The sequence below is a fragment of the Streptomyces dysideae genome (assembly GCF_001514305.1).
Taxonomy (GTDB): domain Bacteria; phylum Actinomycetota; class Actinomycetes; order Streptomycetales; family Streptomycetaceae; genus Streptomyces; species Streptomyces dysideae.
The window spans coordinates 18,624-44,530 of sequence record NZ_KQ949101.1 but is presented as its reverse complement, the minus strand read 5'-3'; the positions used below and the strand labels follow the sequence as shown (position 1 = coordinate 44,530).

Sequence of the window (25,907 nt, the reverse complement as noted above, 5' to 3'; positions counted from 1 at the left end):
CCGGTGGGCACGTAATTCATCACCACCGACATCCGGCCCCTCGGCGAGAACGACGGCTTCGCCTTCTGCCGGGCCCTGCCGGAGCGCGCCGGGGTCGTCGCCATTCCTGGCGGTACGGCTGCGCCCGGTCCGAACCCACGCGAATGGGTGTGTGAACGCGGAGTCGGCTGGGTTACCGGCGCCCCCGATCTCGTCGCCGCCGTCCGCTCGGCCAAGCAGTTCCTGACGTACGTCGCCTCCGGGCCCTTCCAGTACGCCGTGGCCGAGGCCCTGCGCCTGCCCGACGCGTACTTCGCGGACTTCCGCGCGGACATGCTGGCCAAACGGGACCTGCTCGCGGGCGGCCTGGAGCGGGCGGGCTTCAAGGTCTTCCGCCCGGCCGGCACGTACTTCATCACCACCGATATCCGGCCCCTCGGTGAGAGCGACGGTTTCACCTTCTGCCGTGCGCTGCCGGAGCGCTGCGGGGTGGTCGCGATCCCCAACGCGGTCTTCTACGACCACCGTGAGCAGGGCGCACCCTTTGTTGGGTCTTCGAAGTTGAGCGGTGCGCGGACGCCGGGCGCCGACTGGTAAGCCGCGAGGATGTGACAGTTTCCGCGGGAGTGTCACATCCCCGGCTTACGAGGGCCCTGGGGGCGGACGCCGACCAACAGGGGCGCACCGCTCAACTTCGAAGACCCCCTTTGTTCGCTTCGCGTTCTGCAAGAGAGACGACGTTCTCCACGAGGCAGCCGGTCGACTGCAACACCTCGCGTCCTGAACTCAGGCCGCCTCTGGGCTCGCTCGAAGCATGCGTCCTCGTCGGCAAGCTCGACTGCCGCCTGGTCGACCGGGACACCGGTGATCGGCAGTCATATCACGCAGCCCGCCTGTCGGCGGACACGCTTCCAACAGCGGTCAACCGGTGCCGCCACGCCCGGTGACAGCGCCCCCGGATCATGCAGGACAGGGGCAGCAGAGAGTTATACCGGCCCCGAAGGATACGAACCCGAGCTGGGCTCTGCGAAGAAGGTGATGGGCGGGCAGTAGCCCTCCTCGGCCAGCCAGGCGCGGGCCCGGCCACGCTGTCGCTCATCGCGGAACCGGTGGTACCGGCGCCAGGAGCGCTCGTCACGGGCGAGGACGTCCTTGAAGCGCCGGAAGGCGCCCCGCCCACCGATGGCGATCCGCAGCCGGTCGGCAAGGGCGGCGGCCCCGACCTCTTCGATGAACAGCTCCATGTCCCGGTAACCGGCCCGGGAGCCCAGAGCCGGAACGTACAGCCATCGCTCGGGATCGTCCGCCTCCTCGGCCTCGGGCCCAGGCTCCAGCTCGTCAGTGAACGCCCGCCCGCACTCCCCGGTGGACAGATCCAGACGGCCACCGGACTCGGCCGGGTCGCCCTCCAGCAGCATGGCGAGCATCTCCAGATCGACCGCGAGCGGGCGCAGGAGGGGGATCGCCGCGTCTCCCGTGGCCGCACGCAACCGATCCGCCAGCTCCTCATCGCCACGGAAGCCACGCTCCTGGAGCGCGCCGAGAAACAAGGCCGCCATCTCCGCAGCCCCCGGCAGGCCCTGCGCCGCGGCCACGGCCACACCATCGCCGGCCAGTTGCAGCACCTCACGCACGGGTCCACGGTGCAACGCGGCAAACAGCGCCGCCCCGTCCTGCGTGTAGAGCGCGCCGCGCACGGCCCGCAAGCCGTCTTCGTCCCATCCTTCGGCCACGGCCCCGACGGTAGCGCGTCACCGAGGACGTACGAGGCCGGGGCCCATCGGTTTCCCGGCGCCCGGCTCCGTGCCAGTGCCAGTGCCAGTGCCAGCAGCGCACCCGGCGCCTGGGGGGCCAGGCGGTGTTGCCCGGTCAGCGGCGTCGCTTGTGGCCGCGCTTGCCTGAGGGGCGCCGAGCCTTCCGGGCGCGGCCGAGGCGGGCGCCGGGGGTACCCAGTGCCCGTGCCGCCAGCTGCCTGAGCTCGTCGAGCCCGGCCCGGTCCGGGTGCGCGGAGTCCAACGCGGCGGCAACCGCGTCCCCGGCCTGGGGACCTGGGCGCGCAGCACCTCCTCGGCGCCGTCCCCGCCGCCTGCCAACTCCACGAGCTGAAGCAGGCTCTCGGCAAGCACCAGCAGATACTCGGCATCGGTCATGTCCTCGGGAGACAGCAGCTCACGGTGCGCCAGCGCGTTCAGCGCCAGCGGCGCCAGCTGTGTGTCTCGCCGCAGCGTGCACAGCAGCCGCTCGCCCTCACCGTCCGGCAACGCCGCCAGCAGCACGTCGAGCATCGCCTGCGCACGCGTGCGGAAGGTCATGGTCCTTACGGCGTCGGTCAGTTGCCGCAGGGCACCTTCCCGCTCGCCGTGGGCCGCAATCCAGCCGGCAAGCTCCGCGCGGGCGGCATCGGGGTCGTAGTCCTCGGCCAGCACCCCCAGCAGGCCGGCCACTACAACACGGTCGGCTCAATCTTCGGGTTCCGTGAGCGGATCGCGACGAGAACGAGTTCGGTCGTGCGGGTCGCCGAGAATCTTGCTGGAGGGTGGAAGCCCCTGCCCGAAGGCCGAGATCCACGGCCGCCACCGACCAGGAACGACCACGCCCGACGACGGAGGCGCCGACGGCACGGCCCGGCCGCACCGGGAGTCCTTGTCAGCGGGCGTCCACCTCGGGCTCCGGGCGCGGGAGTTCGTCGAGGTCGAGGGTGAAGGTGCGGCCGTCGGCCAGGGGGATGGGGAGCTTGCCCGTGCCGTACTTGTGGGTGTGTGCCGCGATGTAACCGGTGGCGGTCGGCTGGGTGTGGAGGACGACCTCCTGGGCGTAGGGGTCCACGACCAGGTAGACGGGGATGCCGTAGCGGCCGTACTTCGTGGTGCAGTCGTCGTAGTCCTTGCGTGCGGAGGAGGTCGAGACGACCTCGGAGATCAGCAGGACGTCCTCGAAGCTGTAGCGCTTGCCTTCCCGACGGGCGTCCTCGCGAAGGATCGCCAGATCGGGGGCGGAGTTCTCGTCGGCGGGGAAGTCGATGTAGACGTCGGAGGCGGTCTTCGCATGGCGTCCGAGGGACACGATCGTGTCGTACTGCATCGACTTGATCGTGTTGGAGTGCTCGAAGCTCTGCGGAGTCATGATCACCTTCCCGTCGGCCCCGAACAGGACCGTGTACCCCTTGGGGAACTCGGTGTGCACGATCGCGTCGACACTCATGGACGGCTCCTTCCCGTGTGGTCAGGATACGACGGACAGCGCCGCGTCACCGAGCCCGACGGTACAGCTGTGAGATCGGTCCGGACAGGTTCTGCGGCCGGCTCACCGGCGGTCCTGGAGATACCTCTGGTGGGCCTGTCGCGCGACACGCGAATGAGTGCACGAACGAGGTGTGGCCTGGATGACGGCGGCTCCGGGGCTGGTCTCGGCGGTCCGTTCGGCGAAGCAGTTCCTGACGTATGTCGCGTCGGGGCCGTTCCAGTACGCCGTCGCCGAGGCCCTCTCGCTCCCCGACACCTACTTCACCGCCTTCCGCGAGGACATGCCGGCCAAGCGGGACCTGCTGGCGGCCGGCCTGACGGAGGCGGGGTTCGAGGTGCTCCGGCCGGCGGGCACGTACTTCATCACGACCGACATCCGCCCACTGGGCGCCGCGCTGTCCCAAGAGGGCGACGGCTTCGCCTTCTGCCGCGCGCTGCCGGAGCGGGCGGGGGTCGTCGCCATCCCCAACGCGGTCTTCTACGACCACCGGGAGGCGGGCGCGTCGTTCGTGCGGTTCGCGTTCTGCAAGCAGACGGCGGTGCTGGAGGAGGCGGTGCGGCGGCTCAAGGCGCTGGCGGGCTGATCACCGGGGAGTCACGCCGCCACGCCGTACGCCGCGAAGCCACACCCGGCCGGGCGCGCAACGCTCGCATATGCGAGGTTTCACCTGCAATGTTCCGGTGTGACCCACGCCAGTACCCTCGCGTCACCTGCGCCACCCTCGCCTCCTGCACCGGCCGAGCCGGAGACCGGGGAGCGTCTTCGCCCGCGTCACCTGCTCGCGGCGGCGCTGGGTCTGTTCGCCGCCGTCCGGCTGGCCGGGGTGGCCATGGTCGCGGCCGTCGCCTGGGCGACCGGTGACAAGCAGCCGCTGGCGCTGCTGGGGCGGTCCTGGGACTCGCTCTGGTACCTGGGGATCGCCGCGCACGGCTACGGCCGCACCCTGCGCTTCGAGCCCGACGTCGTCCAGAGCGACCTGGCGTTCTTCCCGCTGTACCCGGCGCTGGTGCGGGCGGTCACCGCATTGACGCCGCTGGGCGGGGGCGCGGCGGGGCTGCTGGTGTCGTGGGCCGCGGCGGCGGTGGCGGCCTGCGGGATCCACGCCGTCGGGGCCCGGCTGCACGGTCGGGCGGTGGCCACCGCGCTGGTGCTGCTCTGGGGGCTCCTGCCGCACTCGGTCGTGCTGTCGATGGCGTACACCGAGCCGGTGCTCACCGCCTTCGCCGCCTGGTCGCTGTACGCGGTGCTCGGCGGACACTGGGTGCGGGCGGGGGCGCTGGCCACGCTGGCGGGGCTGGCCCGGCCGAACGGGTTCGCGGTCGCGGCGGCGGTGCTGGCAGCGGCGGCGTACGAGGTGTGGCGGAGCCGTCGGCGGATCGGAAAAGTTATCCACAGGCTGTGGACGGGTGCCGCGCTCGCGCCGCTGGGGTGGGGTGCGTGTGTGCTGTGGGTCGGGCACCGGAAGGGCGATCTGCTCGGCGGCTACTTCGAGGTGCAGGAGCTGTGGGGCTCGCGGTTCGACTTCGGCCGGGGCTCGGCGCACTTCGCCCGCCGTCTGCTGCTGCACGGGGACCGCTTCGTCTTCCCGATGACGATGGTGATCGTGGCGGCGGCGGTCCTGCTGTACGCGCTGCTGCTGGCCGACCGGGCGCCGCTCCCGCTGCTCGTCTACAGCGGCGTACTGCTGCTGATCACGCTCGGCGGATCGGGCTTCTTCGAGTCCAAGCCGCGCTTCCTGCTGCCCGCCTTTCCACTGCTCCTGCCGCTCGCGCGGGCGCTGGTGCGGACGGCGAGAGCCCGGCCCTGGCACGCGGCCGTGGTGGCCGGTGCCCTGGCCGGGCTCTCCTTCGCCTACGGCGCGTATCTGGTGGTCATCGCCAACACGCCGCTGTGAAGCTGTCGAGCTGGTAGAGCTGCGGGGCTGGGGCCGAGGGCTTACTCCTCGTCGTCCTCGGGCTTCTCCGCGTCGTTGACCTCCTGCTCGAGGCCGAGCTGTTCAACGAGCCACTTGTCGAACTCGATGGCGGCCCGCACCCAGCTGACCGTCGACGAGACGAAGTGCTCCAGGCTGACGCCGGTGCCGATCAGCATCTGCGCCTCGCCGATCAGGCGGACGGTGCCGTCATCATGGGTGTGGCTGTAGACCTTGGGCCACAGGGTCCGCCGGTTCCAGTCGTCGATGGACTCCAGCAGCAGAGGCTTCTCGTCGATCTTGTGGGGCCGGTCGTAGAACGTCCGCACCGAGAAGACCTGCTGGTCACCCTCACCGCGGAACATGAAGTACGTACGGAACTGCTCCCACGGCGCCGCGAGGTCACCCTCGTCGTCGACGACATACTTGAGCTCCATCTGGTCGAGGAGCTGCTTCACGAGGTCCTGATCCGGGACGACGGGGCCCGCCGGTCCTTGGGGCTGCGGCTCTGGCTGGCCCCCGAAGTTCGGAATCGAGGACGGGTCGATGCTCACCGTGTTTTTCCCTTCGTACGGATTCCGCCATCCTCCCCCATGCGGGGAGGGGGGTGGCAAGCTCTGACGGGACCTGTCTGCCGTCGGCTGACATGATCTGGCCGCACGTACTTGTCGGGGTACGCACAAAGGGGTGGGGCCGTGTCGGAGATCTGGAGCGAGACGGGGGCGTCGCGCGGGCGGACCAGGTGGGGAGTGGTGGCCGCCATCATGGGGTTGCCGGCGCTGGCTGTGATCGGCTTCGTCGCCATGATGGTGGTCTGGGTGGTGACCGACGACGAAGCGAGGGGCGCCGGTCTCGAGAAGGTCCCCTGTGCCGACGCCCTGCACTTCGGCGGGGCCGAGCTGCCGGACGGCGCCCAGGTCGTCGGGGCATGCGAGGTGCAGGGTTTCCAGGACATCCACTACAGCGCGGCCTTCCGGATGCCGCGCGCGGACGTCCGCGACTGGCTCACGCACACCTATCCGGACGCCCCGGCGCCCGAGACGGAGTTCTGCGGCGCCGGGGACGTGGATCTCTGTCTGGATGTGGACCACCCGGGAGGCCATCCCGATGCGGGCGCCCACGTCGTGCAGGTGAACGTGGAGCACGAGGGCGCCGACACCGCGCTGGTGCGCTTCGCCGCGTTCACGCTGTGACGCGACGGCCGACCGGGCCGTCGCGTCACACCCGGCGGCTACAGCGTCTTGCCGGTCGCCGGCCCCACGATCAGGCCCTCCCCATGGGGGTCCCCCCGGTCGAGCGAAGCCGAGACTGGGGGAACGTCCACCCATACCGTGTCGCCGTCCTTGACCTCGCCGGCCAGGATCTCCTTGGCCAGCCGGTCGCCGATGGCGGTCTGGACGAGGCGGCGCAGGGGGCGGGCGCCGTACGCCGGGTCGTTGCCCTCGTCGGCGAGCCAGGCCAGGGCCTCGGGGGTGACCTCCAGGGTCAGCCGGCGCTCGGCGAGCCGCTTGGCCAGCCGGCCGATCTGGAGCTCGGCGATCCGCTGCAGCTCCGCCTTCGACAGGGCCGAGAAGACCACGAAGTCGTCCAGCCGGTTGAGGAACTCCGGCTTGAAGGACGCCCTCACCACCTCCAGCACCTGCTCCTTCTTCTCCGCCTCGCTGGTCATCGGATCCACCAGGAACTGGCTGCCGAGGTTGGAGGTGAGGACCAGGATCGTGTTCCGGAAGTCGACCGTACGGCCCTGACCGTCCGTCAGCCGCCCGTCGTCCAGCACCTGCAGGAGGATGTCGAAGACCTCGGGGTGCGCCTTCTCCACCTCGTCCAGCAGGACCACGGAGTACGGGCGACGCCGCACCGCCTCCGTCAGCTGGCCGCCCTCCTCGTAGCCGACGTAGCCGGGCGGCGCGCCGACCAGCCGGGCCACGCTGTGCTTCTCGCCGTACTCCGACATGTCGATGCGGATCATCGCCCGCTCGTCGTCGAAGAGGAAGTCGGCGAGGGCCTTGGCGAGTTCGGTCTTGCCGACGCCGGTGGGGCCGAGGAAGAGGAAGGAGCCGGTGGGGCGGTCGGGGTCCGCGATGCCGGCGCGGGTGCGGCGTACGGCGTCGGACACGGCCTGCACGGCCTCCGTCTGCCCGATGAGCCGGCGGCCCAACTCGTCCTCCATCCGCAGGAGTTTCTGCGTCTCGCCCTCCAGGAGCCGCCCGGCCGGGATACCGGTCCAGGCCGCCACGACGTCCGCGATGTCGTCGGAGCCGACCTCCTCCTTGACCATGGTGTCCTTGGCGGCCTCCTCCTCGGCCTCGGAGGCGGCCTCCAACTCCTTCTCCAGGGCCGGGATCTCCCCGTACAGCAGCTTGGAGGCGGTGTCGAAGTCGCCGTCGCGCTGGGCGCGTTCGGCCTGGCCGCGGATCTCGTCGAGGCGTTCCTTGAGCTCACCGACGCGGTTGAGGGACTGCTTCTCCTTCTCCCAGCGGGCGGTGAGGCCCCGCAGCTCCTCCTCCTTGTCGGCGAGGTCGCGGCGCAGCTTCTCCAGGCGCTCGCGGGAGGCCGGGTCGGTCTCCTTGCCGATCGCCAGCTCCTCCATCTTCAACCGGTCGACGGCACGCTGGAGTTCGTCGATCTCGACGGGGGAGGAGTCGATCTCCATACGGAGGCGGGACGCCGCCTCGTCGACGAGGTCGATGGCCTTGTCGGGGAGGAAACGGGAGGTGATGTACCGGTCGGACAGAGTCGCCGCCGCGACGAGCGCACTGTCGGCGATCTGGACCTTGTGGTGGGCTTCGTACCGCCCCTTGAGCCCGCGCAGGATGGCGATGGTGTCCTCGACGGTCGGCTCGGCGACCAGCACCTGCTGGAACCGCCGCTCCAGGGCCGGGTCCTTCTCGATCCGCTCCCGGTACTCGTCGAGGGTCGTGGCGCCGACCATGCGCAGCTCACCGCGGGCGAGCATGGGCTTCAGCATGTTCCCGGCGTCCATGGCGGAGTCACCACCGGCGCCGGCCCCCACGACGGTGTGCAGCTCGTCGATGAAGGTGATGATCTGCCCGTCGGACGCCTTGATCTCGGCCAGGACGGTCTTCAGCCGCTCCTCGAACTCACCGCGGTACTTGGCCCCGGCGACCATGGCACCGAGGTCGAGCGCGACGAGCCGCTTGTTCTTGAGGGACTCGGGCACGTCACCCTTGACGATCCGCTGGGCGAGCCCCTCGACGACGGCGGTCTTGCCGACGCCGGGCTCACCGATGAGGACGGGGTTGTTCTTGGTACGGCGGCTGAGCACCTGCACCACGCGCCGGATCTCATGGTCCCGCCCGATGACGGGATCGAGCTTCCCCTCCCGCGCGGCGGCGGTGAAGTCCGTACCGAACTTCTCCAGCGCCTTGTACTGCCCCTCGGGATCGGCACTGGTCACCCGGCGCCCTCCCCTGGCCTTCTTGAAGGCGTCCAGCAGCTTCCTGGCACTGGCCCCCTGCTGGTTCAGGACGTCACCGGCCTGCCCGCCCTTGGCGGCGATGCCGATGAGGAGATGCTCGGTGGAGAGGTACTCGTCCCCGAGGTCCTGGGCCCGCGTCTGCGCGTCCGCGATGACGGCGAGCAGCTCCCGGTTGGGCTGCGGGGGCGCCACGGTGGACCCGGTCACGCTGGGCAGCGCGGCGAGCACCTTCTCCGCTTCCGCCCGTACGGCGGCCTGGTCGGCGTCGACGGCGGCCAGCAGGTCGATGATGTTCTCGTTGTCCTGCCCTTGAAGCAGCGCAAGCAGCAGGTGGGCGGGGGTGAGGTCGGGGTGCCCCTCGGTCACGGCCCGGTTGCCGGCCGCGTTGATGGCGTCCCGGCTCCGGTTGGTCAGCTCGGCGTCCACGTTCGCGTTCTCCTCCTGGCGTCAGCTTCTCCCAGTGCTGACTCAGTCAGCGTACACAAACTTGAGTCTATTCCACTCAAGGTTGAGTTCGGGAGTGCCACGGCGGCTAAGTTCCACCCTCATGGCAACGACATACTCCGTGGACCCGGGCGATCCAGACGCGACGTATCTCAGCTTCTGGCGGGAGAGACACCTGTGCACCCTGACGACCCCGCGCCCGGACGGCAGCCCGCACGTCGTACCCGTCGGGGTCACATACGATCCCGAGGCCCGGCTGGCTCGTGTCATCGCGAACAAGGCGAGCACCAAGGTGGCGAACGTGCTCGCGGCCGGGCCGGCGGGGGCGCGGGTCGCCGTGTGCCAGGTGGACGGGCGGCGGTGGGCGACGCTGGAGGGACGGGCGTACGTCCGGACCGATCCGGGGCGGGTCGCGGAGGCGGAGCGGCGGTACGCGGAGCGCTATGAGCGGGTGCCGTCGCCGAATCCGTCGCGGGTGGTGATCGAGATCGAGCTGGAGCGGGCGATGGGGCGCGGCCGAGGAAGGCGGAGCCGCGGCTGACGTACCCGTGATCGACGCCTGCCTGATCGATTCTTTTCAGCCACTGACGGTCGGCTTCCACTTCCCCGCATACTCCGATATTTCCCCAGAAAACTGCAGCGGCGTCACCGTGTTCAGGTCACGGTGACGCCGCTGCGGGGGGAAGCACCTGAGCGATTTGTTACGACGGGGGAATCGCGTCAGGCACTGCGGGGGGTGGCTGAGATGGTTCGGTGGGCCGGGGTCTCCGGCTCCACCAGCTGATGGTCACGCTGGTCCAGATTCACAAAGATCATTCCGTACCGGATGGCACACCGCACAGGCTGCGGCGCCCCCCGAGGCCGCCGCAGACACCGGTACGCCCGTACGTCCTCGTCGTCATCACGCGTGACCACGACCGGCTCGCCGAAGACGGTCACCATCAACGAGTCACCGGAGTGGGGGATCGCGGTGACCAGGTCGATGAAGTGCCAGCCGGAGCGGTAGGCGGTGGCCATTTCTCGGCGGAAGGAGCGGTCGTCGGGGGGAGTGGTCACGTCAGTTCCCGGCCCCATCCGCCGGCGCCACCGGCCAGCTACTGTTGTCGGCGCCCTCAGTACTCACCGCCACGGACGGCCAGCTGCTGTTCGCCCGAATATCGTCCTTCGCGTCGGTGAAACCACCGATTGCGCCGAGGGTCACAACGGCGGAGAAGGCGGCAACAAGAACCGAGCGAAGCATTCTGTTACGCATAGTCGGCTTCGTCCTCACTTGAAGGTCCCCTTTTCCCCCGTCGAGTACGACGATGGCTCATTCGGGCACGTCATGGCCACACAATCGATGCATCATGTTCCTGCATGTTCAGGACCCTGGGGGGTGGAGATTTGACAACGAATCACGCTAAAGCGACACATCCCCACGCGATGAGTGAGCTGTGCGAAGAAGGAGGGCGGCTCTACGCCACCGCTCTGCGCGCGGGCCGGATCGCGCGCGCGGACGTGGAGCCCGCGCCCTGTCTGACGGAGTTCGCCCTGCTCCACCCGGATCCCGACGACTCGGACTGGCTGTGCCCCGTCAGTCCCGCGGTCGCTCTGGCCCGGCAGCTCAACCCCCTGGAGCATGAGATAGCCGAACGCCGGCGATGGGCCACCGAACTCGCCGACGCGTTTGAGCCGTTCATGAACCTCAGTACGCAGATCGGCTCGACCAGTGACTCGGTCACGGTCCTGGAGGGCGGTGAGCGGATCAACGCCGCGCTCAACCTGGCCGCGTCCCAGTGCCAGACGGAGATGCTCACGGTCCAGCCGAGCGACCGTATGTCCGAGCGCGCACTCCTGCTCGGGATGGAGCGCGACAGGCCACTGATAGAGCGCGGGGTGCGCATCCGCACGCTGTACCAGCACACGGCCCGGTACAGCCCGGAGAAGCTGGCCTATGCGGCACACCTCCCCGACGGCAAGGCGGAGTACCGCACCATCGACGAGTTGGTGGAGCGTCTGATCATCTGCGACGAGACCGTCGCCTTCATCCCCACCCGCGACGACCAGCAGGTCGCGCTGGAGATGCGTCATCCGGGCCTCGTGCGGTACCTGATCAAGGTCTTCGAGTTCATGTGGAACCGGTCGGTACCGCTGAGCGCCGGCGCCCCCTACGAAGCCGCCTCCGACGGCATCACGGACATCCAGCACTCCATCGCCAAACTCCTCGTCGAGGGCCACGTCGACGAGGCCATAGCCCGCCGCCTGGGCATGAACGTGCGCACCTGCCGGGCCCACATAGCCAAGCTGGCCACCGCCTTGGGCAGCGGCAGCCGCGCGCAACTGGGCTACCTCATAGCGCAGTCGGGGATCCTGAAGCAGGAGAACTGATCAGAGAGGAAGGACGGCAGTGCCCCCAGCAGGACATCCGGAGCACAGTGCAGAAGATCTCTGCCCGGAAGGAGCAGTGCTGTACGAACGGGCGCTGCGCGAAGGCCATTTACGCGCCGAGGATGCGGGCGGAGCACCCTGCCTGATCGACTTCGGACTTCTGCACCCCTCGGTTGCGGACCTGAGCCGGCTGGAGCCTGTGGCCCCTGCCGTCGCCCTCCACCGGCTGCTGCGGGCCTCCGAGGACCGGATCGCCGACGAGCGGCGGCGCGAGCTGCGACTGGCGGAGACATTCGCGGGGCTGATGTGGATCGATGGGCGGCACACGGCGGCGACGGACACACCGGTCATCAGCGTCCTCAGCGGTTTCGGCCGGGTCAACCAGGCCATCGCCGAGGCCATGGCCGACGCCTCTCGGGAACTCCTCGCCATTCAGCCCTACAACGGCCGGACCGCCGCCCGCCTGAATGCGGAGACGCTGGAGCGCGACCAGGCTCTGCTCGACCGCGGCGGCCGTATCCGCACCCTCTACCAGCACACGCAGCGCCACTCCCTCGCCACTGTCGCCCACTACGAGCAGCTGAACGGCGACGCCGAAGCCCGCACCCTCGACCAGGTCACCGAGCGTCTCCTCGTCATCGACGGCACCGTCGCGTTCATCCCCGCCAGCAAGGACCGCACAGTCGCCCTCGAAGTCCGCCACCCGGCCTTGGTCGACTACTTCGCCACCACCTTCGACCGCTTCTGGCACATGGCCACCCCCATGTACCCCGAGGCTGTCCAACGCCCGTCCCACAACGGCATCACCCCCCGCCAGCAAGCCATCGCCGCCCTGCTCATCGAAGGCCACACCGACGCCGTCATAGCCGACCGCCTCGGCATGAACATCCGCACCGCCCGCGAACACATCGCCAAACTCGCCGCCACCCTCGGCAGCGAAAGCCGGGCCCAGCTCGGCTACCTCATCGGCCAGTCCGGGATCCTTGATCAGGGACGATGACCGATCCGACGTCGGCCGACCGCGCCGGCCCGTCCAGCCCCACCTGCGCGATCCGCACGCCCAGCTGCGTACGGCTCGCCGCCCCCAGCGTCTCCGACAACCGGGCGATGTGTGCCCGGCACGTACGGACACTTATCCCCAGGCGTTCCGCGATGACCGCGTCCTGGTGGCCCTCCGCCAGCAGGGCCGCGATGGACTGCTCGCGGTGGGAGATGCCCTCGATGCCGGTGTCGGGGAGGGAGGCGGTGAGCGGGATCGCCAGGCGCCAGAGGCGTTCGAAGACCGTGACCAGGTACTGGACCAGCCCTGGGTGGCGGAGCTCCAACGCCATCGTGCGGTTGGTGTTCGCGGGGATGAAGGCCACCGTACGGTCGAACAGGATCAGCCGGTCGATCACCTCGTCCAGCGTCCGCGCCTCCACCGAATCGCTCATCAACTCCAGGTAGTTGAGCAACCCCTGACCGTGTCGCGCGACGTGCGTGTACAGGTCGCGCATCCGCACACCCCGGCCGCGCAACGCCATCGCCCGGTGCAGCCCCTCCGTCAGCTCGTGCTCGGGACGGATGCCGCCCGGCTGCACCGTCAGCACCTCCGACGCGCACGCCGCCGTCGCCTCGTCCAGGGCCGCCTGGATACGGGAGTCGCCGTCCAGAACGCGGATCGCCGTGCCACCCTCCGCGCCGGACGCCGCGAGTCGGTGGCCCAAGCCGGCGTACCACTCGAAGGCCGCCACCGCCGAACCCATCCGCCGCTGGCTCGCGCTGACCTCGTCGTAGACCCCGTGCAACAGCCGCGTCATGACTTCTTGCGGAGACGTCGGCACCAGCCAGTCCATGTCGTCCGGGTCCGGGTGCAGCAGCGCCAACTCCAGCAGGCAGGGCACTTCCTGGGCATCACGGCGCGGCACCCGGCCCCGCCGTACGGCCCGGGAATACACGCGATCCCCGGCGTCGCACAGTCGGTCAGCACCGTGTGGATGCTCACCCCTTCCCTGCTCGGCCATCTCCCACCCCTGGCTACCGTCCCTTGCCGCACACGATCCGCTATCCCTGCGCAGCGCACTCACAGCACTAACGGGCAACCGCCCATGACTTCCGCAGCGCAACTATGCGCAGAGGGGCTTGCCGCCGCAACACGGCCCGGCCCCCATCTCCGCATGGTCTTCCCAGCTTCAAGAGCCAAGAAATGCCCCAAATGCAAGGCCATGCACCCTTCATTCCCCCTTCGCTTCAGGCAGGAGCAGCATCATGAGGCTACCTATGCGTGTGCATGCCATACAGGGTTGATCAAGCGGCAGCAAATAAAGCTTCATGAGCAGGCCGCATTCTTCTGCAGTTCTCGACTAATGGGGGTTTTCCATGCGCACCAAGACCAGCGCCGCGGTCATCGCCTGCGCCATCGCGGCTGGTTCAATCATGTTCAGCGCGCCCGCCGCCTCGGCCGCCGCTGGCTGTGATTCCTCCGGCTACACAGCCTCCGGTCTGCCCATCGAGCGGTGCACCACCCTGACCAACGGGATCTTGTAGCACAAGAAGGACGGCAACTCCCCGACCACCCTGCGGACCACCTATTCCAAGACCGGCGGGTCCAGTGTCAGCATCCGCCTCGGCTACAGCATGTCCGGCTCCACCACCTACTCCTCCTACTTCTCCATCAGCTCTGGCCAGACTGTGGCGAAGAGCTGGAGCAAGTCCGGGAGTTACATGTGCTACAGCAGCACCGGCGTGCTGAACTACAGCGGCGGCACCTTCCAGACGCCGACCGCGCACTGCTGATTCGAGCAGCATCATGGGCCCCGTCTGCCACGGCGGGGCCTTTTCTGCCGCCATGCCCTGACCCCGGCAAGGACTCCTCGGCGGCCTCGTTGGACTTGGTGTTGCCGCGGTAGAGCTGGCCCGACGCGGGGCACTCAACGGGCAGGCCGGCGCCAAGGCATCGCTCATCGCTTCCGCAGCCATCCTGACCCTGGGCGCCGGCGTGGCGCGTCCGATGGTCACCTTCATTCATGTGGACGGCACCAGTCTGTCGGCCGCAGGATCCTCGCAGCGCCAGGCCGTCGAGCGAGCGGTGACGGAGGCGTTCGGTGACCGCTACGAACTGGGCCAGGTGTACGAGCAGCCGTGCGTCGGAACGGCCTGCACGAATGTCGTCTTCACCCTGCTCAGCCGGGACAACGGGCAGTCGGAAGCGTTCAGCAACGGCAGCCTGTCGTGGCCGGACAAGAAGCACCTGAACGTGCTGCTGGACGACAGCGACCGTCCCAGTGTCATGGGGTATCCCGTGACGGGGGCCAAGGCGCCGCTCACGGAACAGGAGGCATACAAGATCGCCCAGCAGTACATGCGCGAGCACTACCGCTGGGCGAAGGACGCGGTCGAGCACAAGACATATCCGGTGGGGGAGAAGGCGGAACTGGGATGGATGACCAGCTGGCGCTGGCTCCACGACGACGTACTAATGCCCCGGATGCTGGACGTCCAGGTCAACAGAGCAGGACGCGTATCGCAGGTGGCCGTCACCCTCGGTCCCACGCGCGTGAAACTCGAGAAGGCGAAGCTGGACGCCGGGCAGGCCGAGGAGGTGGTGCGAGAGGGGTTGGTCGCACAGTACCAGGCCAATGGCGGCGGGGATCTGAGCAAGCGTCAGCTGCAAGCCAGATACCAGGTCGAGGCGTTCACCCTGAAGGCGGCTGAGCGGGATGGAACATGGCGGCCTGAGTGGCTCGCGAACGTGTCGATGCGCCCAGAAGAACCCGGAGCTGATTCGCTGGAGCCAGGGGAGGCGGAAATGTGGCGGGTCGATGCGGTGAACGGACAGGTCTATGACGGCACCGACACACCGGTGAAGGCCGACTGACGCCGTGACTGCTTGCCTGCAGGAGGGGCCTGAACCGAAGGCTCATCGATCTTGACCGGAGTCCAGGCATCCGCGGCCTCGCCGCGTGGTGACGCAGCGTGTTCGTAGGCGCTGGTTGGCGGCATTGCGGAAGCCATAGGCGCACCAGGCGGTGAGCCAGACGACACGGTTGTATCCCGCGCTGGCGGCGTTACTGATGCCGGTCGGGAAGAATTCCTCGATCTGCGGCCGTCACGTGTCGATGATGCGGGCGAGGCTTGACGTCGAGCTAACACCCCCCTACGTACGCGGCGAACTCCGCCCACGTCTCCGCGGCGAGCCGGAGTATCGGACCGTCCGCGTCCTTGGAATCACGGACGGCGACGGTGCCGGGGACGTTGCGGGCGACTTCGACACACTCCTGAGGGGCATCTCCGCCGCTGTAGCTGGACTTGACGAACTCGAACTCGGTCACCAGGCCTACAACTCCTTGCGAATGGTCTCGATCAGGGCGATGGCGTTGCGTTCCGCGAGCCCGACCCGCGCGATGCGGTCGAAGGTCCGACCGTGGCGGGCGGCGTCCTCTTCGCTCTCCAACCAGAGAGTAGAAGAAGGTACGTCCATGTGTACGACATCCAGCGCTGCGGGCTCGCTGAACGAGACGATGCTGAACGCCCCGATCATGCCCGGGTTGGCGCCCGCCAAGAACGGCACCACCTGGATCTTCACCGTGTTCAGAACGGCCAGTTCGAGCAGATGCCCCAGCTGTTGCCGCATCACGTCACGACCACCGACGAGCTGACGCAGCACCCCCTCGTGGATCACGGCCCACAGCCCCAGCGGGCGCTCCGATCGCAGTCGCGCCTGGCGGGCAAGCCTCGCTTCCACAAAGGGCTCGATATCGCTCGGGTCCTCCCACGAACCGGCGCCCACCGCCACAGCGCGCGCATAGTCCGGCGTCTGCAACAGCCCAGGGATGAAGGCAAGTTGCCAGGTACGAATACTGGTGGCGATGTCCTCCAGAGCCACGTACTCGACCATGGCGGGAAGCTGCGGGTACTGATTCCACCATCCCTGGGCCTTGCGCCTCTCTCGATCGGTGCGCGCCAGCGCCAGCAGCCGCTCGATCACCACTTCGTCGGTCTCGCCGTACAGGTGGCACAGCGCACGGATGTCCGGGTCCCGCATCGGCACGCCACCACGCTCCATCTTGGCGACCTTGGACACGGATGCCGCCAGCACCTCGGCCGCATGAGGCTGGCGCATTCCGCATGCCTCACGCATGCGCAGCAACTCACCCCCCAGTCTGCGCGCGAGCACCGTTGACACGACCTTGCCGCGATCAGGGTCCCGGTCCCTGCCTGCCATCCCGTCTCCCCTGCCCTTGAGTTGGCCACAGTCTGCGGCGACACCGTACTGCAAGCAAACCAGTTCGAGTACATCTTTCTGGCAAGCAACTTGCTGGCATCCCGCCGCAAGCACTACCGTCAGTGTCCAATCGCCCACTCAGCGACACCAGTTGGCGGAAGTGCACCATGCTGCCCACCCCAGGGCCGTACGGCAGAGCCACCTCCCCCCACCCACCTGGCGGCCGCCTCGGGCACCCGGCCCCCGCACAAGGAGGTGCGCCCCCGTGACCGACTCCTGTCCTCCCCGCCGCGCCAAAGACCCCAAGCCGTACGACCGTTACGACGCCGTCAGCTACTCCCCGTATCCCCGCAACATCCCCCTCGCCCGCAGACACGTCGCCCAACTCACCGTCGACTGGGGCCACCCCGACGCGGCGGGCGACGCGGCGCTCCTGGCCAGCGAGTTGTGCACGAACGCCCTGCTGCACGGGTGTCTACGGGACCGCCTGTTCCGGGTGGAGACGTCCCTCACCGGCACTGCCCTGCGCGTCGCCGTGACCGATCCTCGAGGCGAGCGGCTCCCGTGCTCCCGCCCCTCCACCACCGGTGACCAGTTCGGCCGCGGCCTGCTCATCGTCCGCACGCTCACCGACCGCTGGTCCGTGGAGAAGCTCACCGTGGGCAAGACGGTTTGGGCGGAGCTGGACGTTCGGGGAGCGACGGATGCGTAGTCTGCTCGGCCGTCTGCGAAGGTGCCGCACCGGTACCTTGGCCGCACGGCGAAAGGAGACGCACATGGCGATCGAGTGGCAGGACGCGGTGGCCGAGGCTCGGGACGTCACCGGCTTCACGGGGGAGGTCGTACAGCGGACCATCGACGGAATCGGGGCTGCCCTGCGCCTCGACCACCGCGCCGACTTCTACACGGAGCTGGGCGCCCTGGCCGACTCCGGCGGCTTCGACGCGTTCCTCAACCACTGGTGGACCCAGGCACTCGCCGACTCGGCGGCGGACGGGGACGCACGCGAGCAAGCGATCGACTTCGCCGACGTGACCGTATCCCTGTACGCACGAGCCACGGGCGGCCCCACGTCCACCCAGGCCGAGATCGAAGCCCTCGTCACGGGAGCGGAGGCCTCTTGAGCTACACCATCATCTGGGAGAGGCCCGCTTCCGACGGCCTCATGCGGCTCAGGACCCGTGCCGGGGATGCCGTGAAGCCACTCCTCAAAGCGATCAACGCGCTCGCCGACGAGCCGGAGCCCGCCGCGAGCAGCAAGCTCGGCGGCACCAGCCTGCGGCGGTTACGCGTCGGTGCCTACCGGGCCACGTACGAGATCGACGGCTCCACGGTGTCGATCAAGATCCTCATGGTCGGCAGCACACCTCTCTGACCACAGCAAGGACACGGGCTGCCCCGCCGAAAGAGCCAACGGGGGCAGCCCTCTCGTCCTCGTTCCGCCAGATGGTCGGCCAGGAATTCGCGGCCGGCGTCGGTGGGGACGAGCCATGTGTGCGTGTCGGCGTTCAACGGCAACCGGCCCCCTCCGCTACCGGACGCCTCCCCTCCGCGCGCCACGCCCCGGAAATCCCCCGGTGATCGCCGTGTTACCTGCCGCATTTAACGTCAGCCCATGGCGGACATATTTGACGCATACGCGTTGGCCGACGCGTGGGACGAGATGTTTGAGCGGCCGGGTGAGGTCAGGACCGCCTATGAGCCGGTGCTGGCGGCGCTGCAGCCGATCGAGCCGAGTGAACTCCGGTTCCGGGCCGACCAGATGGCCCGGGCCTTCACGGACCGTGGAGTGACCTACGCCTTCGCGGGCGAGGAGCGGCCCTGGCCGCTTGACCTGGTGCCCAGGATCCTCGACGCCCTCGAATGGGATCTCATACAACGCGGGGTGAGGCAACGGGTCAGAGCCCTGGAGGCCTACCTCGCCGACGCCTACGGACACGCCCGTGCCTTCGAGGACGGCGTCGTGCCCTGGCGGCTGCTCCTCAACTCCGCGCACTTCCACCGCGCGGCCCACGGCATCGAGCCCCCGGGCGGGGTACGCATCCACGTGGCCGGAATTGATCTCGTACGGGACGAGGCCGGCGACTTCCGGGTGCTGGAGGACAACGTCCGGGTGCCCAGCGGGGTCTCGTACGTCATCGAGAACCGGCGTGCGATGACCCGGATCTTCCCCTCGCTCTTCGCCGAGCAGCATGTCGTGCCGGTCGACGGATACGCGCAACGGCTGCTCGCCGCCCTACGCGCCGCCGCACCCGACGGGACCGCCGACCCGCGGGTGGTCGTCCTGACCCCCGGCCCCAACAACGCCGCCTACTTCGAACACGCCCTGCTCGCCCGGCTGATGGGCGTGCAGCTGGTCGAGGGGCACGACCTGGTCTGCCGCAACAACCGCGTGTGGATGCGCACCACCCGTGGCGAGGTCCCCGTCCATGTCGTATACCGGCGCCTGGACGACGACTTCCTGGACCCCCTGCACTTCCGGCCGGACTCGGTCATCGGCTGTCCGGGCATCCTGAGCGCGGCCATGGCCGGAAACGTCACGCTCGCGAACGCCGTGGGGAACGGCATCGCGGACGACAAGCTGCTCTACACCTACGTCCCGGACCTGATCCGCTACTACCTCTCCGAGGAACCGATTCTCCCCAACGTCGAGTCGTTCCGGCCCGACGAACCGGGCCAGCTGGAGGCGGTCCTCGACCAGATCGACCAGCTGGTCATCAAGCCGGTCGACGGCGCCGGCGGGCAGGGCATCGTCATCGGGCCGAAGTCGGACCGGGAGACCCTCGAAGAGACACGGAAGGCCGTCATCGCCGATCCCCGCGGCTTCATCGCCCAGCGCCCCGTCGCCCTGTCCACCTCCCCCACCCTCGCAGGCGAACGTATGGCACCACGCCACATAGACCTGCGCCCCTTCGCCGTCAACGACGGCAACGACGTCTGGGTGCTCCCCGGCGGCCTCACCCGGGTCGCCCTCCAGGAGGGCAACCTGATCGTCAATTCCAGCCAGGGCGGCGGCTCCAAGGACACCTGGGTGCTGGCCGAGGGGCCCACGGAGAACCCCGTTCCGGTGAGCCCGGGCGCCCTGCCCGACGTCGCGCCGCGCCAGCTGGGACCCGACGGCAACCCCACCGTCGTACAGGAAGGGGCGCAGCAGCAGTGAGCGACGTGATCCTCTCCCGGATAGCCGAGGCCCTGACCTGGACCGGACGGTATGTCGAGCGGGCGGACGCCACCGGCCGCATCCTCGACGCGTATCTGCACCGCATGCTGGAGGACCCCTGGCGCGACGAGGACGTGGCGTGCCGGTCGCTGTACGCGATCCTCGGCGTGGACGCCGGCGGCCAGCGCGTCGACATGCAGCAGGTCCTGGACCAGCTGGCCTTCGACGCCCGTTCGACCTGCTCCATCGAGGGCGCGCTGGGCGCCGCCCGGCTGAACGCGCGCAGTGCCCGCGAGGCGGTGTCGTCGGAGATGTGGGAGTGCCTCAACTCCACCTGGCACGCCCTCGCCGACCAGCGGATGGCGGCCCGCCGCACGGGCCCGTACGCGTATCTGGAACTGGTACGGCGCAGGGCGGCCCTCTTCTTCGGCCTGGCCGACTCCACCATGAGCCGGGACGACAGCTGGCGTTTCGTCGTGCTGGGGCGCAGCCTTGAGCGGGTGGACATGACGGTACGGCTGCTCTCGGTGCGCGTGCTGGACGCGGCGCACGCGCCGGACTGGCCGACGCTGCTCAGCGCGTCCGGCGCGGACGAGGCGTACGCACGCGTCTACGGCGGTTTCGGCGACACACCGAGGGTGGCCGAATTCCTGCTCCTGGACCGCGACTTCCCGCGCTCGGCGCTGCACGCACTCACGACGGCGGAGGAGTGCCTCACAGCACTGGGCCGCCCCCGCCAGGACCCGGCGCGCCGCCCGATAGGCCGGATGCGCACCCGGCTCGAATACCTGGACACACACGCTCTGGAAGACCAACTACCAGCTCTGCTCCGTGACTTGCAGCAGGCCTGCATGGCCTCTGCGGACGCGGTGGCCGACCGGTTCTTCCCGTACCAGGGGCCCGTCGAGTGGGCCCAGGAAGGAGCGTGAACAGGACATGAACGTGAATCTGAACCTGACCCCCACCGCCACGGTGTCGCGCCGCCTCCGCATCAAGCACACCACCCGCGTCTCGTACGCCCAGCCCGCCGCGTCCTCGCACAACGAGGTCCGGATGACCCCGCTGACGCTGCCCGCCCAGACCACCCTGGACGCGCGGGTCACCGTCAACCCCACGACTCCCACCTGGTCGTACTGGGACTACTGGGGCACCCAGGTCACCAGCTTCGACCTGATGGACCCACACGCCGACCTCACGATCACGGCGTCGAGTCTGGTCGAGACCCACCCTCCGGGCCCGCTCCAGGGGGCACCCACCTGGCTGGAGCTGGCCGAACAGTCCGCCAACTCCCGCCTGTTGGAGTACGCGAACCCGACTCCCCGTACGACGATCCCCGCCGAACTGATCGAGAAGGCGAGGGAGGTCGCGGCCGGCCTGGACGTACACGAAACGGCGGTCGCCGTCTCCTCCCTGGTCGCCGACCGCGTGTCGTACCTCCCCGGCGTCACGGGGGTGAACACCTCCGCCGCCGAGGCCTGGGACCAGGGCGCGGGCGTCTGCCAGGACATCGCCCACGTCACCATCGCCCTGCTGCGGGGCCTGGGCCTGCCGACCCGCTACGTCTCCGGTTACCTCCACCCCGAACAGGAGGCGGAACTCCACCGCCCGGTCGCCGGGCAGAGCCACGCCTGGGTCGACTACTGGGCGGGCGACTGGTGCGGCTACGACCCGACGAACCGGAAGAGGGCCGACGAGTCCCATGTGGTCGTGGGGCGTGGGCGTGACTACGACGACGTGACGCCGCACAAGGGGATCTATCGGGGGGTGGCGGGTGGTCCTCCGGATGTGACGGTGGAGTTCACGCGGGTGGGATGACCGGGTGACCGGGTGACCCGGTTTCCGCTCCTCAGCCCCGCTTCGGGCCCGTGATCGCTTCCTCGATCACGAAGCCCTTGGCGGGGCCTTCGGGGAGGGTGACGTCGGTGCCGTAGGGGACGCGGTGGATGTCCTCCCAGTCGGCCTTGTCGGGGCGAGGGTGGGTGAAGAGGGTGACGGCGCCCTGGCCGTCGTAGTCGTCGAGGAGGACGTACGCGGGGATGCCGGCGCGGGCGTACTCGCGACGCTTGCGGACGCGGTCTCGATGGTGATGGCGTTCGCCTTGAGAGACCACTTCGGCGACGAGATATACCCCTGAGGCGAGAACCCCGATGTCGTCGCTGTCCGCGTACCGATCGAGTGCCAGTGGAGCGAGCACGAGATCCGGAATCCACACACTGCGGTCATGAACGACGGCAAGCGCTTGGGAGGCGCCGACCTCGTCCTCGACCATGCCCCGGACAACGCGTCCCGCAGACGGTTGGCGACCAGACCATGCCGTACCCGGCCGATACGTTGAACCTCGATCGCGCCCTCGATGATCTCGGCTCGGTACCCTTCCGGGAGCCGCATGGCCTTCCAAGCCCGCCAGAGGACCTCATCGAGGTCGACCTGATCCGGATCGCTCCCGGTCCTGTGACGCATGACGTCGGTTCTCCGCCCCCCTCCGGCCTCGCTAGAAGTCAGGGACGTCCGCGCGGAGGATGCGAGCGACGAAGATGTCCGGCCCGGGGTCCGGGTCGTCCTGTCCCGGTTGGGTATCGCCGACGTGGTACTCGACCAGGCCAAGGTCCCGGATGAGCGGGGCGGAGTACCAGTCGGGCCGTCCGGGGACGGGAAGCGCGTCCTGGGGAACCGGATCTTTCCGCAGCTCGACGAGAAATGCGGCGATCGCGCCGAAGACGTCCCCGGACACGCTGGTGTCGTTCAGGATCTCCTAGACCTGCGGGGAGAGAGTGATGCGGTCGTACTGCTCGTCACTCACCGGCGCGGGCCTCCGCGGCAGCACGGAGCGCGGCCGTGGCGGGTCGTCCGGGCCGGGTGCCGTTCTGGTGCTCACGCTGCATCCGCTCCCCGGGATCAGGGTGCTGGTAGAGGCGGAGGCGCAGGCGCCAGCGGCGCAGGACACCGCTGATCGTCTCTTCGGTGGCGGTGCCGATCTCGCCTGTTGCCTGGCAGAACCGCCGCAACACCGCAGAGCTGGGCCGCACCCCGGACATCGTCTTCCTCCACAACCCCGAACGAGCCGCCCGCCCGCACGACGCCATCGCCAGCGCCTTCACCGCTCTCGAAGTCGAGGCCCGCGCCGGACGGATCGGAGGCTATGGCGTCGCCACCTGGACCGGCTTCGAAGGCGCGTTCACTGTCGCTGACCGTCTCGACATCGCTACCCGCTGCGGAGGCCCTGGACGCTACCGGCCCTCTCGTCGAGGCGACCGCAGCCAACCTGGACACGTTCGTTTCCGCGCCTTTGCACGGCGGAGATCTCCCCGCCATGGTCACCGACGAACTCGCCCAACTCATCGACCCGGGCACCACCCCGGCCGAGGCCGCGCTGCGTGTCACCGCGTCCACCCCAGGGGTGAAACACGTCATCCTGGGGTCCGGGCGCGCGCAACACTGGCAGGCCGCCCAGCGCGTCCTCGCGCTGCCTCCGCTCCCGGACAAGACCCTGCATGAGGTGATCGATGTTCTCGGCGCCTGACGACGCCACCGCCCGGCGCATGCGTACCGCCAGGGCATTTGCGTGCACGACTCTCACTCTGACTGATCTTGCCGAGAAACCCGTCTGGAGCTACGCCGCCCGGACCCTCTCCGGCGCCGTAACCAGCGCGCAGGGCACCGGCTGGCTCCGCCTCGTCGCGGAGCGCTCCGACAAGGCACACGGGAAACTCTGGGACGGCCCGAAGACCGCCCAGGAACTGCTTCCTCCCGAGATCCCTCGTCCCGTCCTCCACCACCTCCACGACTGGCAGGCCGCCGACTGGGCGTACCGGGCGGAGCTGTATCAACACACGGACGCCACCGCCATCTCCCGCTCACCGGTCCTCGAACACGATCCGGCCCTCCCCGAAGCATGGTGGGCGCGGCTGCGGACCGCTCTCGACTCCCTTGCCGAAGTCCCCACCGTACGCATCGCCGTACGCGAGGAGTACATCCCCCGAGCCGTCCCCGAATACACGGGCTGCGATGTAGGTGAGATCCGGTGGTCCACCGCCCACAGCGACTTCCACTGGTCAAACCTCGGCGGCCCCAAACTCACCATCCTCGACTGGGAAGGCTGGGGGCAAGCCCCGGTCGCGTTCTCGAAAAGGACTCCCGCCCACCACGGGCGGTGGCGGTCAGCCATGGCCGCGATCAGTTGAGCAGGAAGAGGTGCAGTGATGCTGGACGGAAGTGACCTGTACGCGCTCGACATCAACGGGGCCTCGTTCGTGAAGGCGTGCGGCGGAGCTGGACGCGGCCGGTATCGAGGGTCTTCGAAGTTGAGCGGTGCGCGGACGCCGGGCGCCGACCGGTAAGCCGCGAGGATGTAACAGTTTCCGCGGGAGTGTCACATCCTCGCGGCTTACGAGGGCCCTGAGGGCGGACGCCGACCAACAGGGGCGCACCGCTCAAGTTCGAAGACCCGGTATCGACCCGGTGCGGTTCGGCCTGAGCGTTAAATCCCTCCCCTCTGTCCTCCCTCCCCCCTGTCCATCCCACCTGTCGGCCGGTCCCCGAACGGGTCCGGCCGGCTCCTTCCCGACCGCCCACACCAAACGGGAACCACAGATGCACCACCACGGCTACCTCTGGACCGGTCCGAAAGAGCGTTTCGACAACGAGGCCCTACGACGGCCCCCGCACCCCGAGCCGCCTCCGGCGGGAAGCAAGCCAGAACTCGTCCAGCGCTACCGCGAGGTGGCCGCGGAGTTCCCGACGGCCGACCTCCCGCCGCTGGAAACGGCGTACTGGCTCATCAAGCCGCGTTCCCTGATGCGTGGCACATGGGAAGCGAAGGAAGCCGCCTCGTGGCTCCGAGAGCGGTTGGCCGAGTACGCGCCCCGGTTCGCCTCCGAAAGGGAGCGCGACATCACCCACCTGGCCACGCTCGTCAACTCTGCTGCGAAACGGATGGAGTCGGGGACGGATGTGTCTGTCGGCTTCTACCTTGAACGCCCCTCTTACCTGTCCCTGGCCGTGGTGACGTGCTCCCCGAACCGCTCGATGCCGGAACTTGCCTGTCCTGTGGCGTAGTTGAGCGAACGAAGGCCGTGCGAAGGCCCGGCGGCATGACAGCAGCGCCGGCTCCAGGGTGCGGCGCCGCTTGCGAGCCGACCCCATGATCGGGCCGCACCCTGGTTGCCGTACCCTCCACTGACGCGCGGTGCCGGGGGTACCGCGCATGATCTCTCAGGGGGAAGCCACCGTGCTCGCACTGTCATGCCTGCTCATTCTCGCCGCCGTGGTGATGTACTTCGTCGCCCGTGCCCAAAGCTCGTCCCGGCTTCGCCTCGGTGCCGTCGCCGCACTGCTCGGCGGCGTGCTCTTCGGCATCGCCAGCAGCGTGTACGTCGTCAGCGCCTACGAGGTCGGCGTGCCGGTGACGTTCGGCAAGGTGGGTGCGCCGATGACGTCCGGGATACAGCTGAAGGCGCCGTTCACCGATGTCACCTCCTTCTCGACCCGTCCGGTCGACCTCAACCTCTCCGACGAGGACGTCGTCGAAGTGCGTTCCTCCCAGGGAGGTGTGATGTACGCGGAGGTGACCGTGAAGTGGGCGGTCATACCGGCCAAGGCGGTGGACCTGTACCGGCTGGCGGGGAACGAGGCGGCCATTCAGCAGCGGCTGGTCTACCCGGACAGCAGGGAGATCGTCCGGAACGTCTTCGCCCGCCACACCAGCGAGCAGGGCTACGCCTCGGCCCGGGAGCAGATCAACGCGGAGATCGGAAGGTTGATCAAGGAGCGACTCGCGCCCCGCGGTGTCGACGTCACCGCCGTGAACCTGCGCAACGTCAAGCCTTCGGACGCACTCCAGAAGCAGATCGACCGCAAGATCCAGCAGAAGGAGGCCACCGAGCGGGCCATCGAGGCGACCCGCACGGCGGAAGAGGAGTCCAAGCGCCGCAAGATCGAGGCCGAGGGCATCGCCCGCGCCAACAAGATCCTCGACGACTCTCTGACCGACAAGGTTCTGATGAACCAGTGCATCGAGGCGTACAGGGATGCGGCCAAGGAGAACCCGGTCTACGCCGTGCCCTGCGGCTCGGGCGACGGCACCCCGGTCATCGTGGACGGCAGCAGCCGGAACTGATTCCTCCGGCCGGGCGTCGCCCATTGCCACGTGCGCACAGGTCCC

Annotated in this window: 30 protein-coding genes and 3 pseudogenes; 21 read left to right on the top strand and 12 right to left on the bottom strand. The window is 68.9% G+C overall.

Going from position 1 to position 25,907, the window contains the following annotated elements:
* Positions 1–15: 15 nt before the first annotated feature.
* Both AQJ91_RS58450 and AQJ91_RS33210 read left to right on the top strand, forming a co-directional pair.
* A pseudogene (locus tag AQJ91_RS58450) lies at positions 16–108 on the top strand (aminotransferase class I/II-fold pyridoxal phosphate-dependent enzyme); the annotation flags it as partial.
* 54 nt (positions 109–162) lie between these two features.
* Positions 163–576 (top strand): annotated as a pseudogene (locus tag AQJ91_RS33210) (aminotransferase class I/II-fold pyridoxal phosphate-dependent enzyme); the annotation flags it as partial.
* Between the two features lie 389 nt (positions 577–965).
* Here AQJ91_RS33210 and AQJ91_RS33205 read toward each other — a convergent pair.
* From AQJ91_RS33205 to AQJ91_RS33195, 3 genes are all read right to left on the bottom strand, one after another.
* Complete coding sequence (locus tag AQJ91_RS33205; RefSeq protein ID WP_234383188.1) at positions 966–1,712, bottom strand: UPF0158 family protein; 747 nt, start codon at positions 1,710–1,712, stop codon at positions 966–968.
* An 18-nt stretch (positions 1,713–1,730) separates the two neighbouring features.
* Positions 1,731–2,423, bottom strand: a complete 693-nt coding sequence (locus tag AQJ91_RS33200; protein WP_067029007.1) for a hypothetical protein — start codon at positions 2,421–2,423, stop codon at positions 1,731–1,733.
* 202 nt (positions 2,424–2,625) lie between these two features.
* Positions 2,626–3,180: a Uma2 family endonuclease gene (locus AQJ91_RS33195; RefSeq protein WP_067029005.1), complete on the bottom strand. Its 555-nt coding sequence runs from the start codon at positions 3,178–3,180 to the stop codon at positions 2,626–2,628.
* A gap of 172 nt (positions 3,181–3,352) precedes the next feature.
* On the opposite strand from AQJ91_RS33195, the pseudogene AQJ91_RS33190 reads away from it, so the two are divergent.
* A pseudogene (locus tag AQJ91_RS33190) lies at positions 3,353–3,805 on the top strand (aminotransferase class I/II-fold pyridoxal phosphate-dependent enzyme); the annotation flags it as partial.
* Between the two features lie 99 nt (positions 3,806–3,904).
* Positions 3,905–5,116 carry a hypothetical protein gene (locus AQJ91_RS33185; protein ID WP_067029004.1) on the top strand — a complete coding sequence of 404 codons (1,212 nt, stop codon included), beginning with the start codon at positions 3,905–3,907 and terminating at the stop codon, positions 5,114–5,116.
* A 41-nt stretch (positions 5,117–5,157) separates the two neighbouring features.
* On the opposite strand, the gene AQJ91_RS33180 is transcribed toward AQJ91_RS33185, so the two are convergent.
* Positions 5,158–5,688, bottom strand: a complete 531-nt coding sequence (locus AQJ91_RS33180) for a YbjN domain-containing protein (RefSeq protein WP_067029002.1) — start codon at positions 5,686–5,688, stop codon at positions 5,158–5,160.
* Between the two features lie 141 nt (positions 5,689–5,829).
* Between AQJ91_RS33180 and AQJ91_RS33175 the strand changes: the two genes are divergently transcribed.
* Positions 5,830–6,327, top strand: a complete 498-nt coding sequence (locus AQJ91_RS33175; protein ID WP_234383182.1) for a hypothetical protein — start codon at positions 5,830–5,832, stop codon at positions 6,325–6,327.
* A gap of 38 nt (positions 6,328–6,365) precedes the next feature.
* Here AQJ91_RS33175 and clpB read toward each other — a convergent pair whose 3' ends face one another.
* Positions 6,366–8,999, bottom strand: coding sequence for an ATP-dependent chaperone ClpB (clpB, locus tag AQJ91_RS33170; RefSeq protein ID WP_067029000.1), 2,634 nt, complete (start codon positions 8,997–8,999; stop codon positions 6,366–6,368).
* Between the two features lie 121 nt (positions 9,000–9,120).
* Here clpB and AQJ91_RS33165 point away from each other — a divergent pair, with 121 nt between their 5' ends.
* Complete coding sequence (locus AQJ91_RS33165; protein ID WP_067028998.1) at positions 9,121–9,558, top strand: pyridoxamine 5'-phosphate oxidase family protein; 438 nt, start codon at positions 9,121–9,123, stop codon at positions 9,556–9,558.
* 179 nt (positions 9,559–9,737) lie between these two features.
* On the opposite strand, the gene AQJ91_RS33160 is transcribed toward AQJ91_RS33165, so the two are convergent.
* Positions 9,738–10,073 (bottom strand): Rieske (2Fe-2S) protein, encoded by a 336-nt coding sequence (locus AQJ91_RS33160; RefSeq protein WP_067028996.1) that lies wholly within the window; start codon positions 10,071–10,073, stop codon positions 9,738–9,740.
* 366 nt (positions 10,074–10,439) lie between these two features.
* Here AQJ91_RS33160 and AQJ91_RS33150 point away from each other — a divergent pair, with 366 nt between their 5' ends.
* The gene (locus AQJ91_RS33150) at positions 10,440–11,384 is read left to right on the top strand and encodes a helix-turn-helix domain-containing protein (RefSeq protein ID WP_067028992.1); all 945 of its coding nucleotides are present in this window, start codon (positions 10,440–10,442) and stop codon (positions 11,382–11,384) included.
* Between the two features lie 19 nt (positions 11,385–11,403).
* Positions 11,404–12,384, top strand: a complete 981-nt coding sequence (locus AQJ91_RS33145) for a helix-turn-helix transcriptional regulator (RefSeq protein ID WP_067028990.1) — start codon at positions 11,404–11,406, stop codon at positions 12,382–12,384.
* On the opposite strand, the gene AQJ91_RS33140 is transcribed toward AQJ91_RS33145, so the two are convergent.
* Entirely contained in the window at positions 12,347–13,387 is a 1,041-nt protein-coding gene (locus AQJ91_RS33140; RefSeq protein ID WP_079085389.1) for a helix-turn-helix transcriptional regulator, read from the bottom strand. The two genes, AQJ91_RS33145 and AQJ91_RS33140, sit on opposite strands and share 38 nt — an antisense overlap.
* A gap of 355 nt (positions 13,388–13,742) precedes the next feature.
* Here AQJ91_RS33140 and AQJ91_RS53910 point away from each other — a divergent pair, with 355 nt between their 5' ends.
* From AQJ91_RS53910 to AQJ91_RS33135, 3 genes are all read left to right on the top strand, one after another.
* Complete coding sequence (locus AQJ91_RS53910; protein WP_159054698.1) at positions 13,743–13,910, top strand: hypothetical protein; 168 nt, start codon at positions 13,743–13,745, stop codon at positions 13,908–13,910.
* A 90-nt stretch (positions 13,911–14,000) separates the two neighbouring features.
* The gene (locus AQJ91_RS54680) at positions 14,001–14,159 is read left to right on the top strand and encodes a hypothetical protein (RefSeq protein ID WP_199848083.1); all 159 of its coding nucleotides are present in this window, start codon (positions 14,001–14,003) and stop codon (positions 14,157–14,159) included.
* A 232-nt stretch (positions 14,160–14,391) separates the two neighbouring features.
* Positions 14,392–15,240, top strand: coding sequence for a hypothetical protein (locus AQJ91_RS33135; RefSeq protein WP_199848082.1), 849 nt, complete (start codon positions 14,392–14,394; stop codon positions 15,238–15,240).
* 268 nt (positions 15,241–15,508) lie between these two features.
* Here the strand turns inward: AQJ91_RS33135 and AQJ91_RS33130 are convergent, their stop codons facing one another.
* Entirely contained in the window at positions 15,509–15,694 is a 186-nt protein-coding gene (locus AQJ91_RS33130) for a DUF397 domain-containing protein (RefSeq protein ID WP_067028984.1), read from the bottom strand.
* 5 nt (positions 15,695–15,699) lie between these two features.
* Positions 15,700–16,587: a helix-turn-helix domain-containing protein gene (locus tag AQJ91_RS33125; RefSeq protein ID WP_067028982.1), complete on the bottom strand. Its 888-nt coding sequence runs from the start codon at positions 16,585–16,587 to the stop codon at positions 15,700–15,702.
* Between the two features lie 265 nt (positions 16,588–16,852).
* Here AQJ91_RS33125 and AQJ91_RS56270 point away from each other — a divergent pair, with 265 nt between their 5' ends.
* From AQJ91_RS56270 to AQJ91_RS33095, 6 genes are all read left to right on the top strand, one after another.
* Complete coding sequence (locus AQJ91_RS56270; protein ID WP_067028980.1) at positions 16,853–17,299, top strand: ATP-binding protein; 447 nt, start codon at positions 16,853–16,855, stop codon at positions 17,297–17,299.
* Between the two features lie 64 nt (positions 17,300–17,363).
* Positions 17,364–17,711, top strand: a complete 348-nt coding sequence (locus tag AQJ91_RS33115) for a hypothetical protein (protein ID WP_067028978.1) — start codon at positions 17,364–17,366, stop codon at positions 17,709–17,711.
* A complete protein-coding gene (locus tag AQJ91_RS33110; protein WP_067028976.1) occupies positions 17,708–17,962 on the top strand; it encodes a type II toxin-antitoxin system RelE family toxin in 255 nt (84 codons plus the stop codon). The genes AQJ91_RS33115 and AQJ91_RS33110 overlap by 4 nt, the downstream gene beginning before the upstream one ends.
* Before the next feature lie 240 nt (positions 17,963–18,202).
* Complete coding sequence (locus AQJ91_RS33105; RefSeq protein ID WP_067028974.1) at positions 18,203–19,747, top strand: circularly permuted type 2 ATP-grasp protein; 1,545 nt, start codon at positions 18,203–18,205, stop codon at positions 19,745–19,747.
* Positions 19,744–20,676: an alpha-E domain-containing protein gene (locus AQJ91_RS33100; RefSeq protein WP_067028972.1), complete on the top strand. Its 933-nt coding sequence runs from the start codon at positions 19,744–19,746 to the stop codon at positions 20,674–20,676. Before AQJ91_RS33105 ends, AQJ91_RS33100 begins: the two co-directional genes overlap by 4 nt.
* Positions 20,677–20,719: 43 nt before the next feature.
* Positions 20,720–21,562 carry a transglutaminase family protein gene (locus AQJ91_RS33095; RefSeq protein WP_067029188.1) on the top strand — a complete coding sequence of 281 codons (843 nt, stop codon included), beginning with the start codon at positions 20,720–20,722 and terminating at the stop codon, positions 21,560–21,562.
* A gap of 31 nt (positions 21,563–21,593) precedes the next feature.
* Here the strand turns inward: AQJ91_RS33095 and AQJ91_RS33090 are convergent, their stop codons facing one another.
* The 3 genes from AQJ91_RS33090 to AQJ91_RS33080 all read right to left on the bottom strand — a co-directional run bounded on the left by AQJ91_RS33090 (position 21,594) and on the right by AQJ91_RS33080 (position 22,782).
* Positions 21,594–22,016 carry a Uma2 family endonuclease gene (locus tag AQJ91_RS33090; RefSeq protein WP_234383180.1) on the bottom strand — a complete coding sequence of 141 codons (423 nt, stop codon included), beginning with the start codon at positions 22,014–22,016 and terminating at the stop codon, positions 21,594–21,596.
* A 222-nt stretch (positions 22,017–22,238) separates the two neighbouring features.
* Positions 22,239–22,478: a hypothetical protein gene (locus AQJ91_RS33085; RefSeq protein ID WP_067028970.1), complete on the bottom strand. Its 240-nt coding sequence runs from the start codon at positions 22,476–22,478 to the stop codon at positions 22,239–22,241.
* Between the two features lie 61 nt (positions 22,479–22,539).
* Positions 22,540–22,782, bottom strand: a complete 243-nt coding sequence (locus tag AQJ91_RS33080) for a hypothetical protein (RefSeq protein WP_159054697.1) — start codon at positions 22,780–22,782, stop codon at positions 22,540–22,542.
* Between the two features lie 275 nt (positions 22,783–23,057).
* Between AQJ91_RS33080 and AQJ91_RS33075 the strand changes: the two genes are divergently transcribed.
* From AQJ91_RS33075 to AQJ91_RS33060, 4 genes are all read left to right on the top strand, one after another.
* Positions 23,058–23,267, top strand: a complete 210-nt coding sequence (locus AQJ91_RS33075; RefSeq protein ID WP_067028966.1) for a hypothetical protein — start codon at positions 23,058–23,060, stop codon at positions 23,265–23,267.
* Positions 23,251–23,928, top strand: coding sequence for a hypothetical protein (locus AQJ91_RS33070; protein ID WP_199848081.1), 678 nt, complete (start codon positions 23,251–23,253; stop codon positions 23,926–23,928). The genes AQJ91_RS33075 and AQJ91_RS33070 overlap by 17 nt, the downstream gene beginning before the upstream one ends.
* A 409-nt stretch (positions 23,929–24,337) precedes the next feature.
* Positions 24,338–24,802 (top strand): hypothetical protein, encoded by a 465-nt coding sequence (locus AQJ91_RS33065; RefSeq protein WP_067028963.1) that lies wholly within the window; start codon positions 24,338–24,340, stop codon positions 24,800–24,802.
* Between the two features lie 172 nt (positions 24,803–24,974).
* On the top strand, positions 24,975–25,862 hold the full coding sequence (locus tag AQJ91_RS33060) for an SPFH domain-containing protein (RefSeq protein WP_107122598.1): 888 nt from the start codon (positions 24,975–24,977) through the stop codon (positions 25,860–25,862).
* Positions 25,863–25,907: the final 45 nt, after the last annotated feature.

What these genes read in the sequence shown, in the direction of transcription:
- AQJ91_RS53910 (WP_159054698.1), top strand. Translation starts at nt 13,743, where the DNA reads ATGCGCACCAAGACCAGCGCCGCGGTCATCGCCTGCGCCATCGCGGCT.
- AQJ91_RS33075 (WP_067028966.1), top strand. Translation starts at nt 23,058, where the DNA reads ATGGTCACCGACGAACTCGCCCAACTCATCGACCCGGGCACCACCCCG.
- AQJ91_RS33150 (WP_067028992.1), top strand. Translation starts at nt 10,440, where the DNA reads ATGAGTGAGCTGTGCGAAGAAGGAGGGCGGCTCTACGCCACCGCTCTG.
- AQJ91_RS33165 (WP_067028998.1), top strand. Translation starts at nt 9,121, where the DNA reads ATGGCAACGACATACTCCGTGGACCCGGGCGATCCAGACGCGACGTAT.
- AQJ91_RS33115 (WP_067028978.1), top strand. Translation starts at nt 17,364, where the DNA reads ATGGCGATCGAGTGGCAGGACGCGGTGGCCGAGGCTCGGGACGTCACC.
- AQJ91_RS33105 (WP_067028974.1), top strand. Translation starts at nt 18,203, where the DNA reads ATGGCGGACATATTTGACGCATACGCGTTGGCCGACGCGTGGGACGAG.
- AQJ91_RS33070 (WP_199848081.1), top strand. Translation starts at nt 23,251, where the DNA reads ATGTTCTCGGCGCCTGACGACGCCACCGCCCGGCGCATGCGTACCGCC.
- AQJ91_RS33065 (WP_067028963.1), top strand. Translation starts at nt 24,338, where the DNA reads ATGCACCACCACGGCTACCTCTGGACCGGTCCGAAAGAGCGTTTCGAC.
- AQJ91_RS33080 (WP_159054697.1), bottom strand. Translation starts at nt 22,782, where the DNA reads ATGTCCGGGGTGCGGCCCAGCTCTGCGGTGTTGCGGCGGTTCTGCCAG.
- AQJ91_RS54680 (WP_199848083.1), top strand. Translation starts at nt 14,001, where the DNA reads ATGTCCGGCTCCACCACCTACTCCTCCTACTTCTCCATCAGCTCTGGC.
- AQJ91_RS33090 (WP_234383180.1), bottom strand. Translation starts at nt 22,016, where the DNA reads ATGGTCGAGGACGAGGTCGGCGCCTCCCAAGCGCTTGCCGTCGTTCAT.
- AQJ91_RS33195 (WP_067029005.1), bottom strand. Translation starts at nt 3,180, where the DNA reads ATGAGTGTCGACGCGATCGTGCACACCGAGTTCCCCAAGGGGTACACG.
- AQJ91_RS33125 (WP_067028982.1), bottom strand. Translation starts at nt 16,587, where the DNA reads ATGGCAGGCAGGGACCGGGACCCTGATCGCGGCAAGGTCGTGTCAACG.
- AQJ91_RS33140 (WP_079085389.1), bottom strand. Translation starts at nt 13,387, where the DNA reads ATGGCCGAGCAGGGAAGGGGTGAGCATCCACACGGTGCTGACCGACTG.